Annotated in this window: 7 protein-coding genes and 1 pseudogene; 4 read left to right on the forward strand and 4 right to left on the reverse strand. The window is 69.8% G+C overall.

What is annotated here, in order from left to right; all coding sequences use genetic code 11:
• Positions 1 to 103: 103 nt before the first annotated feature.
• The gene (hrpA, locus tag JR064_RS22625) at positions 104 to 4,291 is read right to left on the reverse strand and encodes an ATP-dependent RNA helicase HrpA (RefSeq protein ID WP_206231214.1); all 4,188 of its coding nucleotides are present in this window, start codon (positions 4,289 to 4,291) and stop codon (positions 104 to 106) included.
• Positions 4,292 to 4,385: 94 nt separating this feature from the next.
• Here hrpA and JR064_RS22630 point away from each other — a divergent pair, with 94 nt between their 5' ends.
• The 4 genes from JR064_RS22630 (at position 4,386) to JR064_RS22645 (ending at position 8,242) form a co-directional block, all read left to right on the forward strand.
• A complete protein-coding gene (locus JR064_RS22630) occupies positions 4,386 to 4,952 on the forward strand; it encodes a Dps family protein (protein WP_225209712.1) in 567 nt (188 codons plus the stop codon).
• A 214-nt stretch (positions 4,953 to 5,166) separates the two neighbouring features.
• Positions 5,167 to 5,703 carry a hypothetical protein gene (locus JR064_RS22635; RefSeq protein WP_206231215.1) on the forward strand — a complete coding sequence of 179 codons (537 nt, stop codon included), beginning with the start codon at positions 5,167 to 5,169 and terminating at the stop codon, positions 5,701 to 5,703.
• A 59-nt stretch (positions 5,704 to 5,762) separates the two neighbouring features.
• On the forward strand, positions 5,763 to 7,571 hold the full coding sequence (recQ, locus tag JR064_RS22640) for a DNA helicase RecQ (RefSeq protein ID WP_206231216.1): 1,809 nt from the start codon (positions 5,763 to 5,765) through the stop codon (positions 7,569 to 7,571).
• A gap of 176 nt (positions 7,572 to 7,747) precedes the next feature.
• The gene (locus JR064_RS22645; RefSeq protein WP_206231217.1) at positions 7,748 to 8,242 is read left to right on the forward strand and encodes a hypothetical protein; all 495 of its coding nucleotides are present in this window, start codon (positions 7,748 to 7,750) and stop codon (positions 8,240 to 8,242) included.
• A 306-nt stretch (positions 8,243 to 8,548) separates the two neighbouring features.
• Here the strand turns inward: JR064_RS22645 and JR064_RS22650 are convergent, their stop codons facing one another.
• The 3 genes and pseudogenes from JR064_RS22650 to JR064_RS22660 all read right to left on the reverse strand — a co-directional run bounded on the left by JR064_RS22650 (position 8,549) and on the right by JR064_RS22660 (position 12,074).
• The gene (locus JR064_RS22650; RefSeq protein ID WP_206231219.1) at positions 8,549 to 10,657 is read right to left on the reverse strand and encodes a TonB-dependent receptor domain-containing protein; all 2,109 of its coding nucleotides are present in this window, start codon (positions 10,655 to 10,657) and stop codon (positions 8,549 to 8,551) included.
• Between the two features lie 274 nt (positions 10,658 to 10,931).
• A pseudogene (locus JR064_RS22655) lies at positions 10,932 to 11,362 on the reverse strand (GNAT family N-acetyltransferase).
• Between the two features lie 124 nt (positions 11,363 to 11,486).
• Positions 11,487 to 12,074, reverse strand: a complete 588-nt coding sequence (locus JR064_RS22660) for a LysE family transporter (RefSeq protein ID WP_206231218.1) — start codon at positions 12,072 to 12,074, stop codon at positions 11,487 to 11,489.
• Position 12,075: the final 1 nt, after the last annotated feature.

Raw genomic sequence — 12,075 nt, forward strand, 5'->3', positions numbered from 1 at the left:
GGATTGGGGATTGGGGATTCGGGATTCGTAAAAGCGCAAAGCGTGCGATCAGACATTCGTAGTCGCTTTTACGAATCTCCAATCCCGAATCCCGAATCCCGAATCACCGCACTCCAGCCACCCGCTGCGCCAGCTTCTTCGCCGAGATCCCGGGCTTGGCGCCCAGTTCCTGCGCGAACAGCGACACCCGCAATTCCTCCAGGTCCCAGCGCAGCGCCTGCCACTGCGGATCGGCGCCGCGCCCGGCCGCGGCGGCATCGGCCAGCGCATCGACGAAGGGTTTCAACTCCAGCATCCGCGCCTGATCGCGCGCCGGATCGCGCTTGGCGCGTTCGGCGCGCAGGATCATCGCGCGCAGGTAGCGCGGAAACTGCGCCAGCGCCGTCGCCGGGGTCTCGCGCAGGAAGCCCGGATGCACCAGCGCCGCCAGCTGCGCGCGCAGGTCGTCGAGGTTGCCGCTGGCCCAGCCCATCAGCGGCGATTCCAGCTGCGGCTTCAATTCCGCCGCCGCGCCCATGATCGCCTCGGCCAGCTTCAGCCGCTCCATCGCCTCGCCGAACAGTTGCTTGCCGGCGGCATCGCGGCGCTGGGCGAAGCCGCCCGGGTCGCGGATCGCGTCCAGGCCATCTTCGAGCAGTGCATTCAACGCCGCATCGACCAGATCGCCGCGCAAGCGCTCCTGCGACTCGATCGCCGCATACAGCAGCCCGGTCTTCGGCGACACCGGCAGCTGCTTGCGCGCCTGCTTGACCTTGTCGGCCAGCGCGATCTCCAGCAGCCGGCGCACGCCGCGCGGATGCGCCGCCTCGGCCTGCGCGCGGTCGGCGAAGATGCGCAGCGCCGCCGCGTCGCCTTCGTCCACCAGGGCCGGATACGCCGGCACCCCCGCTTCGCCCGGCACCTGCAGCGGGATCGGCGCGGACGGGAACTCGCGCAGCCCGTCCGCGGCCATCTCGCGCCCGGCACGGGCGGCGAACGCCTGCCCTGCGCGGTCGCCGAAGCGGGCGCGCAACGCGTCCAGGTCGCGCGATTCGGCCAGCACCTTGCCGGCGTCGTCGCGCAGCCGCAGGTTCATGCGCAGATGCGGGTCCAATGCGCTTTCGTCGAAATCCAGCGCGCTCAGCGCCGCGCCGGTGGCGCGCTGCAGGAAGCGCGCCAGCTCGCCGCGCATGTCGTCGGCGCCGGGCTGCGGGAACGCCTCGTAGAACGCGCGGGCGAAGTCCGGCGCCGGCACGTAGTTGCGGCGCATCGCCTTGGGCAGGCTGCGGATCAGCGCCGCGGCCTTGTCGGCGACGAAACCCGGCGCCAGCCACGACAGCCGCGCCGCATCCAGCGCATTGAGCAGGTGCAGCGGCACCTCCAGGGTCACGCCGTCGTCGGCCGCGCCGGGTTCGAATTTGTAATGCAGCGCCAGCCGCGCGTCGCCCAGCGCGAAATACTTCGGATAGCGGTCGGCCTCGCTGCCTTCGCCCGGCAGCAGATCGGTCAGCGACCAGTGCAGCGCGCGCCGCTGCTCCGGCGGCAGCGCCTTCCACCACGCGTCCAGGCCGGCGGCCGAGTGGATCTCGCCGGGAATCCGGTCCAGGTACCAGCGCGCCTGCCAGTCCTCGTCGGCGACGATGCCGGCGCGGCGCAGCTTGGCTTCTTCCTCGTGCGCCTGCGCCAGCACTTTCTGGTTGTCGGCGACGAAGCTGGCGCGGGTATTGATCTCGCCCGGCACCAGGCCCTGGCGCACGAACAGTTCGTGCGCGCCGGGCGGGTCGATGCGGCCGTAGTGCACCGGCTTCTTCGGCGCCAGCACCAGCCCGAACAGGCTGATCTGTTCGGAGGCCAGCACCTGCCCTTGCGCGCGCGACCAATGCGGGTCGAAATGCTTGCGCGCCAGCAGGTGCGGCAGCTCGGCGATGACCCAGTCCGGCTCGACCGCGGCATTGGTCATGCCCCACACCTTCTGCGTGTCCAGCAACGTGGCCGGCAGCACCCACGGCGGCGGCTTGCGCGCAAGCGCCGAGCCGGGGAACAGCAGGAAGCGGCGCTGCCGCGGCGCCAGGAAATCGCCCTTCTCGGTGCGATGGCCGACCTGCGTCGGCAGGCCGGCAAGCAGCGCGCGGTGCAACGCCTGGTAGGCGGCGGCGCGTTCGCGCTCGCTGGCACGCGGCGCATCGTCGGCCGGGCTGGCCTGCGCTGCAGGCCTGGGTTCGGCGGGCGCTGGCGCCGACGTGGGTTCGCTGCGCCCTTCGCGCGCCAGCCGCGCAGCGCGATGCAGCTGCCCGCGCGTGGCGCGCGCGCTGGTCTCGGCATCGCGTGCCGGCGGCGGCGACGCCGCACCGGCCAGCAGCGGCAGCAGCGAGGCCGCCGCCGGCTCTTCGCTCCAGCCCAGTTCCTCGCACAGCAGGTGCAGCTGGCGGTGCAGTTCGCGCCATTCGCGCATGCGCAGGAAACCGAGGAAGTGGCGCCCGCACCAGTCGCGCAGCTTGGACTGGGTCAGCTCCTCGTGCGCCTGCCGGTAGCCGTCCCACAGGCGCAGGATGCCGACGAATTCCGAGCGCGCATCGGCGAAGGTGGCATGCGCGTTGTCGGCCGCCTCGCGCGCTTCCGGCGGGCGCTCGCGCGGGTCCTGGATGCCCAGGAACGCGGCGATCACCAGCATCGGCCGCAGGCAGCCGTGCTGCTGCGCGGCCACCAGCATCCGCGCCAGCTTCACGTCCACCGGCAGCCGCGCCATCTTGCGGCCGATCTCGGTCAGCTTGCGCAGGCCATGGCGGTCGGGCTCGCCGACCGCGCCCAGTTCCACCAGCTGCTGCCAGCCGTCGGCGACCGCGCGCTCGTCCGGCGGCTCCAGGAACGGGAAATCCTCGATCCGCCCCAGCCCCAGCTGCAGCATGCGCAGGATCACCCCGGCCAGGCTGGAGCGGCGGATCTCCGGATCGGTGAATTCCGGCCGCGCCTGGAAATCGGCCTCGGCGTACAGCCGGTAGCAGATGCCTTCGGCCACGCGTCCGCAGCGGCCCTTGCGCTGGTTGGCGCTGGCCTGCGAGATCGGTTCGATGTGCAGCCGGTCCAGCTTCTGCCGCGGGCTGTAGCGCTTGACCCGCGCGTAGCCGGGATCGACCACGTAGCGGATCCGCGGCACCGTCAGCGAGGTCTCGGCGACGTTGGTGGCCAGCACCAGGCGCCGCCGCGGGCCGGGATTGAACACCCGGTCCTGGTCGCTGTTGGACAGCCGCGCGTACAGCGGCAGCACCTCGGTCTCGCGGTACTTGCGCCGCTCCAGCGCCTGGTGCGCATCGCGGATCTCGCGCTCGCCGGGCAGGAACAGCAGCACGTCGCCGCGCGGGTCGAGCCGGGTGATCTCGTCCACCGCGGCCACGATCGCATCGTTGACCGTGAGGCCGGGATTGGGGAGTCGGGAGTCGGGAGTCGCAACGGCCGTTCGCGGCGAACGTTGGCCCTCTCGCGCTTCCGCCAATCCCGAATCCCCACTCTCCAATCCCGGCTCTTCCAGCGGCCGGTAGCGCACTTCCACCGGGAACGTGCGGCCCTCGACGCTGATCACCGGTGCGCCGTCGAAATGCTCGGCGAAACGCGCGGTGTCGATCGTCGCCGAGGTCACGATCACCTTCAGCTCCGGACGCTTGCGCAGCAGCTGCTTGAGGTAGCCGAGCAGGAAATCGATGTTGAGGCTGCGCTCGTGCGCCTCGTCGACGATGATCGTGTCGTAGCTGGACAGCCAGCGGTCGCTGGCGATCTCGGCCAGCAGGATGCCGTCGGTCATGAACTTGATCCGGGTCTCCTCGCCGACCCGGTCGTTGAAGCGCACCTGGAAGCCCACCGCCCCGCCCACCGGCGTGCGCAGTTCCTCGGCCACGCGCGCGGCCACCGCGCGCGCGGCGATGCGCCGCGGCTGGGTGCAGCCGATCATGCCGGCGGCGCCGCGGCCGGCGGCCAGGCACAGCTTCGGCAGCTGCGTGGTCTTGCCCGAGCCGGTCTCGCCGGCGATGACCACCACCTGGTGCGCGCGGATCAGCGCCACGATGCGCTCGGCCTCGCGCGCGATCGGCAGCTGCTCGTCCAGGGTGATCGCCGGCTGCGCCGCCGCGCGCGCCTGGCAGCGCGCCTGCGAGTGCCCCAGCGCCTGCTCGAACGCTGCCTCCAATGCGGGATTGCCGGGCGCGGCCTGCCAGCGCGACCATAGGCCGAACAGGCGGCCGCGGTCGCGGGTCAGCGCCCCGTCGATCGCGTCGCGGCGCTCGCGCAGGCGGGCGGCCAAGTGTTTTTCGATAGTGCTCATCAATCAGATGCCGTTGAACTTTGAATAACAGCGCATGCTTTAGTCTGTCTATTGTGACGCCATATCGTTCCCAACCCCTCAAGAGGATTTCCTGATGGCCAAGAGCAAGACCCCCGGCAAGACCAAGAGCCCCGCCAAGCAGGCAGCGTCCACCACGCCACTGGCGTCGCTGGCGCCGTCCGCGCCCAACATCGATATCGGGATCAGCGGCGGCGACCGCAAGAAGATCGCCGATGGCCTGTCGCACTTCATGGCCGACGCGTTCACCCTGTACCTGAAGACCCACAACTTCCACTGGAACGTGACCGGGTCGATGTTCAATTCGCTGCACCTGATGTTCGAGACCCAGTACACCGAGCAGTGGGCGGCATTGGACGACGTCGCCGAGCGCATCCGCGCGCTGGGCTTCAACGCGCCGGGCTCGTACAAGGAATTCGCCGCGCTGACCTCGATCCCGGAAGAGCCGGGCCTGAGCGACAGCGCCGACTGGCGCGAGATGGTGCGCCAGCTGGTGGTCGGCAACGAGGCCCTGTGCCGCACCGCGCGCAAGGCGCTCAAGACCGCCGACGATGCCGGCGACGACCCGTCGGTGGACATGCTGACCCAGCGCCTGCAGACCCACGAGAAGTACGCGTGGATGCTGCGGTCGCTGCTGCAGTAAGGGTACGACCACGCCTGCGCAGCAGGCATGGCCTCCCAGAGTTTGCGCCGCAAACTCTGGGCCCAAGCTGCGTGGCTTCCAATCCCCGCGCCTTCGGCGCGCCCCCTTACCAAGGGGGCTTGCACGCTGGAAGGTTTGCGCAAGAGGCCTCCTGCCTCACGTACATCCTGCATACTGACCCACCAGGGTCGCGGCCCGCCCACATGGACGTTCTATGAGTGCTGCGTATCCCTCGCTGCGTCGCCCGCTGCTGGCCATCGTGCTGGGATGCGTCGTCGCTATCGCAGCGGGCTTGGCCGCCGGCTTTTATGCGTTGTGGCAGCTCGGCGACTCGGGCGTGCCCACCAATAGCGGACATGGCCTGGTCGCGTTGTTGCTCGCCGTGCTCACCGCGATCGGCTACAGCATCAGTTTTCTCGTTCCCGCGCTGAACTGGTTCGCCGGGGGATGGGCCGCGTGCGTCGCCCTGGCCCTGGCAGTGGACTGCTGCCAGCCGCAGCAGCGCAGCGTGCCGAAGATGACCGCACTGGCGCTGCTGGTGCTGCTGAGCGGCCCGGGCCTGGTGGCAGTGGCGGTGTGGGCGCGCGGCTACGACGCCGACCATCCCGCGCAAGTGCTGGCGACGATCGCGCCGGCGCTGGCCTGTTCGGCGGCGCTGCTGGTCGCGCTGCCGGTGCTGGTGATCGGCCACTTCGTCGGCAGGCGCCGCGCGCGTCGGGCAATGCCTACGCACGCGGTCGCTGGCGCCTGACACCGCGGTGCGTGGTGGCGGCACACTGCCGCGCTTGACCTACGCGGTATCCTAGGCGCATGCAATCTTCCGCCCATTCCGTGCTCAGCCGCGTGTTCGGCTACGACCAGTTCCGCGGTCCGCAGCAGGACATCGTCGAACACGTCGCCGCCGGCCAGGACGCGCTGGTGCTGATGCCCACCGGCGGCGGCAAGTCGCTGTGCTACCAGATCCCCTCGCTGCTGCGCGACGGCACCGGCATCGTCATCTCGCCGCTGATCGCGCTGATGCAGGACCAGGTCGAGGCGCTGCGCCAGCTCGGCGTGCGCGCCGAATACCTCAATTCCACGCTGGATGGCGAAACCGCGCAGCGGGTCGAGCGCGAGCTGCTGGCCGGCGAGCTGGACCTGCTGTACGTCGCCCCCGAACGCCTGCTGACCCCGCGCTTCCTGTCCCTGCTCGAACGCAGCCGCATCGCCCTGTTCGCGATCGACGAGGCGCACTGCGTGTCGCAATGGGGCCACGATTTCCGCCCCGAGTACCGGCAGCTCACCGTGCTGCACGAGCGCTGGCCGCAGATCCCGCGCATCGCCCTGACCGCCACCGCCGATCCGCCGACCCAGCGCGAGATCGCCGAACGCCTGGACCTGACCCAGGCGCGCCACTTCGTCAGCTCCTTCGACCGCCCCAACATCCGCTACACCGTGGTGCAGAAGGACAACAGCAAGCGCCAGTTGCTGGATTTCCTGCGCGCGCACCGCGGCAGCGCCGGCATCGTCTACTGCCTGTCGCGGCGCAAGGTCGAGGAGACCGCCGAGTTCCTGGCCAAGGAAGGGCTCAACGCCCTGCCCTATCACGCCGGCCTGCCGGCCGAAGTGCGTGCCGCCAACCAGCGCCGCTTCCTGCGCGAGGACGGCATCGTGATGTGCGCCACCATCGCCTTCGGCATGGGCATCGACAAGCCGGACGTGCGCTTCGTCGCGCATACCGACCTGCCCAAGTCGCTGGAAGGCTACTACCAGGAAACCGGCCGCGCCGGGCGCGACGGCGAAGCCGCCGAGGCCTGGCTGTGCTACGGCCTGGGCGACGTGGTGCTGCTCAAGCAGATGATCGAAAAGGGCGAAGCCGGCGAAGACCGCAAGCGGGTGGAGCGGCGCAAGCTCGACCAGCTGCTGGGCTATTGCGAATCGATGCAGTGCCGGCGCCAGGTGCTGCTGGCCGGCTTCGGCGAGACCTATCCGCAGCCCTGCGGCAACTGCGACAACTGCCTGACCCCGGCCGCGGCCTGGGACGCCACCGTGGCCGTGCAGAAGGCGCTGAGTTGCGTCTACCGCAGCGGCCAGCGCTTCGGCGTCGGCCACCTGATCGACATCCTGCGCGGCAGCGACGGCGAGAAGATCAAGCAGTTCGGCCACGACCAGCTCAGCACCTACGGCATCGGCAAGGACCTGGACGCGCGCGCCTGGCGCGGGGTGTTCCGGCAACTGGTCGCCACCGGGCTGCTGGAAGTGGACAGCGACGCCTACGGCGGGCTGCGCCTGACCGACGCCAGCCGCCAGGTGCTCAAGGGCGAACGCCAGATCATGATGCGCCGCGAGGCGCCGAGCCGCGGCCGCGAACGCGGCGACCGCAGCGGCAGCCCGCGCACCGGCGTGCCGGTGCAGCCGCAGGACCTGACCCTGTTCAACGCGCTGCGCGACCTGCGCGCCGGCCTGGCCAAGGAGCAGAACGTGCCGGCGTTCGTGATCTTCCACGACAGCACCCTGCGCAATATCGCCGAACAGCGCCCGACCAGCCTGGACGAACTGGCCCATGTCGGCGGCATCGGCGGCACCAAACTGGCCCGCTACGGCCAGCAGCTGATCGATATCGTGCTGCAGCAGGGCTAGCGGAACCGGCCCGGCGACGGCCGTTTGCCGCCACGTCGCGGCCCGTGCCCGGCACCGGCAAGAAAATCCCCGGCCGCCGACAGGCCGGGTTCAACGTGGTATTGATAGCGTCGCCTCATGGTGGCGCGCAGCTGCGGTTGCAGCCCCCCAGCCCTTCTTTCCTTGGCGTACGTCCGATGAAACGATCCTTCCTGCTAGCCTGCGCCCTGCTCGCCGGCCCGGCCATGGCGCAGACCTCCGCCGACGGCGGCAACAGCGACAGCGAAGCGGCCAAGCGCGCGCTGGACCTGAGCGTGCCGCAGCAGCCGATCACCTACGGCACCGACCCGGTGTACAAGGCCGACCCGCCCGGCGCCTATTACGGCGACACCAGCGGCACCTCGGCCTCGGCACAGAAGGCCGCGGCCACCCAGGCCCTGGCCGAGGCCGAACAGGCGCGCGCCGACCGCTGCAAGGGCGACGTGCACGGCAGCGTCTCCACCGGTTTCGGCTATTCCTCGCGCGGCGGCAACAGCAACTACCAGGCCGCCAACCTCAACCTGTGCAAGACCTACTACAACGACGACGGCAAGCCGCGCGAAGTCGGCATCAGCATCAGCGTCGGCCAGAGCGAAGGCCACGGCGGCTATTACGGCCGCGGCGGCTACGGCTATCCCTACGGCGGCTGGTAGGTAGCCCCCAGACGGCCGGCGCAGCGGCGGCCTGCCCGCGCCGACATCGGGCAGGCGCCCGCCATGCATCGATTCCCGCGCGCGGCCGGAGCGCGATCCGACGCCTGGTGCGGCACTGCCCGGCAACGTCTCCGCCGCCGGCGAACGCGCCGGCCCGGGCAAGTGGTCCAAACCAGACAGCCGCGGATGGCTGCACAGCCAGCGTCATCCGTCGCGTCCATCTCGCAGCCCACCACTACGCGGACGCCACGCCGCAACGCCGCGCCCGCGAACGCGCTCAGGCTTGCGCCACGCAGCGGCCGCGGCTCAGAAATCCAGGCTGTAACCCACCGTCAGCGTGCGGCCACGCCCGGCGAAATAGCGGTCCGGTTCGACCAGCGCGCTCTGCGAGTAGTAGGTGATGTACTGGCGATCGAGCAGGTTGGCGACGGCCAGGCGCAGTTCGCCCTGGCGCAACCGGTAGTTCAGCGCCGCATCGACCAGCGCATAGCCGCTGAACCGCTTTTGCGGATCGTCGAAGCTGCGGCCGAACGCGTACTGCGCCTGCACGAAGCTGGACAGCCGCGGCGTCCATTGCGACGACCAGCTGCCGACGACGCGGTTGGGCGCGATGTTCAATCCGTCCAGGTGCGCATCCAGCGTGCCGTTGCCGTCGCTGTCGTAGCGCCCGCGCGTATACGCATAGGCCAGGCCGAGGCGCTGCCGCTCGTTGAGCCGATACTTGGCGCTGGCATCCACGCCCTCGATGCGGGTCTTCTCCCGCGCCATCTGGAACGCACCGTCCACCGCGATCACCCGGGTGCCGTAGTCCGAGCGCGACTGGAACACGCCGACATCGACATCCCACGCCGCGCCGCGCAGGCGCGTGCCCAATTCGACATTGCGGGTCAGCACCGGCTGCAGCGCGCTCAGGCTGGCGACGCTGGTGCCGGGCGTGTTGATCGAGCGCAGCACGCGGCCCACGTCGGGCATGCCGAAGCCTTCGGAATAGCTGGCGAAGACGTTGAAGCGCTCGCTCGGCGCCAGCACCGCGCCGACGTTGTACAGCGTCTCGGCGAAGGACAGGGTGCCGCCCTGCACCTGCACCCGGTTGTAGCGGGCCAGGGTCTGGTAGCTGTCGATGCGCAGCTTCGCGTCCTCGTGGCGCACGCCGCCGTGCACGGTCAGCTGCGGCAGCAGCCGGTATTCGCCCTGCAGGAACGCGGCCAGGTCGCGGTATTCCGACTCAGGCACATAGGTGCGGCCGGTGCCGTACAGGTCCTGCTTGCCGCTGTCCCACAGGGTGTCGAAGCCGCCGGTGAGCTTGAGCCGGCCATCGAGCAGGTCGTCCTTGCCGAGGCTGGTCTTGGAACCCCACTTGGACGCGACCGAGCGCGACTGGTCGTACAGCGTGCCGTTGGGCGCGATGCGCGGATCCTGGAAGGTGGCCGAGTTGTCGGCGCCGAACAGGCCTTCGAACTCCTGGTTGAACACCATCGCCTTCAGTTCCATGCCCGCCAGGTCGTGATGAACATAGGACAGGCCGGTGGTCCACACGTCGTTCCATGGCGGCGTGCCTTCGGGCCGGCCGCGCACCGAGGTGGTCGGGATGCCGAGTTCGCGATCGCCGGCCACGCCGAGGTACTCGGCCTTGGACTTGATCCGGTAGCGGTTGGAACTGAACTGCAGCTCCTGCCGGTCGTCGATCCAGTAGCCCAGCTTGGCGTGCACGTCGTAGGCGCGCGTGGCCATCAGATCGCCCTGGGTCACGTCGGTGCCGATCGCGCGCCCGTCGCCGTCCAGGTACAGGCCCTGGTCCTCGTAGCCGACCGCGAACAGGTAGTCGAGCTTGTCGCGGCGCCCGTCGATGCGGTAGCTGGTCCTGTAGCTCGTGGTCTCGGCATCGACGTCGGTGGTCGGTACGGTCGCCTGCACCTCGACATGCTGGTTGAGCGCGCCCGGCTGCGGGCGGCGCGTGACCAGGTTGATGGTGCCACCGGTGGCGCCCAGGCCGTTCATCGCGTTGGCGCCCTGGATCACCTCGATGCGCTCGACCATCGCGTAGTCGATCGTGTGCGCTTCGCGCCCGGTCGGGCGCAGCGGATTGGACTGCGGGATGCCGTCGACCAGGATCAGCGGCGTGCGTCCGCGCAAGGTCTCGCCGCTGCCGTTCATCTTGCCGCGGCTCGGCGTATACGACGGCAGCAGGCTGGACAGCAGGTCCGACGAATTGCTGCTGATGCTGAGCTGCTGGGCGATCTCCTGCTGGTCGATCACCACCACGGTCTGGGGCGCCGTGTCCGCGGGTTGGTCGGTACGCGATGCGCTGACGACCACGGCGTCAAGCGTTTGCGTGGAGGGCGACTGCGCCCGGGCAACAGTGATGGCAGCCGCCAGCGGAAGCATGGCGACGGACAGGGAACACAGCAGACGCATCAACGGATCCTTGTGACAAGGACGGTACCAATCGCAGATGTGCCGGCGCCGCCCGATAACGAGAATGATTATTATACGCACAGGCGCACGCGCGACCCACTTCTTGGCCGCAGCGCTCGTCCGGCTTTGCTTCGCGTCGCCGCCGCGTAGCGAGATCGGCGTCGTGTTCGAGCGAAGTACCGCTGCGCGCTTCGCGCGGCCGACGCCCCGCGAAGCGCAGTGCAAGGCCAGCAGATCGCCTGGCTGCAGGCCGAGCCCGCCGCGGAAAACCGCGTCAGCCGGCAGCGGTGTACATGCCCGGGAAATAGGCTCCATCAGCGAGTGCGGATACCGCGGCGCGGTGAATCCGTAGCGCGCATACAGCGAATGCGCATCGCTGTTGGCGAGGCTGAAACGGCGCAGGCCCTGCAGCTCGGGATGGGCCAGGATCGCCTCCATCAATGCCTTGCCGTAGCCCTTGCCGCGGTCCTCGGGCAACCCGAAGACGTCGCCCAGGCAAGCGAAGGTCGCGTAGTCGGAGACCACCCTGGCGAACGCGACCTGGCGGAGGCCGACGAAACCGCCGAAGCACAGGGAATGCGCGATCGCCTTTTCCAGCAGCGCCAGCGGGATGTCCTTGGCCCAGCCGGTGTGCTGCGACAGATCGCGATGGATCTCGCGCGTCTGCAGTTCGGCCTTGTCGGTGCTGATTCGCAGCCCGCACATCGTGCCGACTCCTGAAAGACGGCCGTCCGCGGGCACGCCGAGGCGCCGCAATCGCCCCATTGTCGCCATTCGGCGCGTGCGATGGCAGGTTTCCCTTGAGCAGGCACCTGCCCGACCGCGGCAATCAGCCGAGCGGTCGCAGCAGCAGCAATAGACACAGTGCCAGCATGAACACCGCGATGCAGGCGTCCAGCATCCGCCATGCGCCGGACTTGCGGAACACCGGCTGCAGCAATCGTGCGCCATAGCCCAGGCTGCAGAACCAGGCCACGCTCGCCACGCAGGCGCCGCACGCGAACGCCCAGCGCAGCGCTCCCGGATAGCGGGTGGACAGGCTGCCGAGCAGGACCATCGTGTCGAGATACACGTGCGGGTTGAGAAACGTGAAGCCCAGGCAGGCCAGCAGCACGCGGCGCCGGCTCGCCGGCGTCTCGCCCTGCGCCTTCAATGCGCCGGCACCGCGCCAGGCGCGTTGCGCCGCCATCAGGCCATAGACGCCGAGGAAGGCCGCGCCGGCGTAGCGCAGCACCTGCAGCAGCGCGGGCCATTGCTGCACCAGCGCGCCGATGCCGGCGACCCCGAGCACGATCAAGGCGATATCCCCGGCTGCGCAGACCGCCACCACCAGGCCCACCTGCTGCCGCTGCAAACCCTGGCGCAGCACGAACGCGTTCTGCGCGCCGATCGCGACGATCAAGCCGGCGCCGGCGATG

Source organism: Xanthomonas bonasiae (assembly GCF_017163705.1).
Lineage (GTDB): Bacteria > Pseudomonadota > Gammaproteobacteria > Xanthomonadales > Xanthomonadaceae > Xanthomonas_A > Xanthomonas_A bonasiae.

What these genes read in the sequence shown, in the direction of transcription:
- hrpA (WP_206231214.1), bottom strand. Translation starts at nt 4,291, where the DNA reads ATGAGCACTATCGAAAAACACTTGGCCGCCCGCCTGCGCGAGCGCCGC.
- JR064_RS22630 (WP_225209712.1), top strand. Translation starts at nt 4,386, where the DNA reads ATGGCCAAGAGCAAGACCCCCGGCAAGACCAAGAGCCCCGCCAAGCAG.
- JR064_RS22635 (WP_206231215.1), top strand. Translation starts at nt 5,167, where the DNA reads ATGAGTGCTGCGTATCCCTCGCTGCGTCGCCCGCTGCTGGCCATCGTG.
- recQ (WP_206231216.1), top strand. Translation starts at nt 5,763, where the DNA reads ATGCAATCTTCCGCCCATTCCGTGCTCAGCCGCGTGTTCGGCTACGAC.
- JR064_RS22645 (WP_206231217.1), top strand. Translation starts at nt 7,748, where the DNA reads ATGAAACGATCCTTCCTGCTAGCCTGCGCCCTGCTCGCCGGCCCGGCC.
- JR064_RS22650 (WP_206231219.1), bottom strand. Translation starts at nt 10,657, where the DNA reads ATGCGTCTGCTGTGTTCCCTGTCCGTCGCCATGCTTCCGCTGGCGGCT.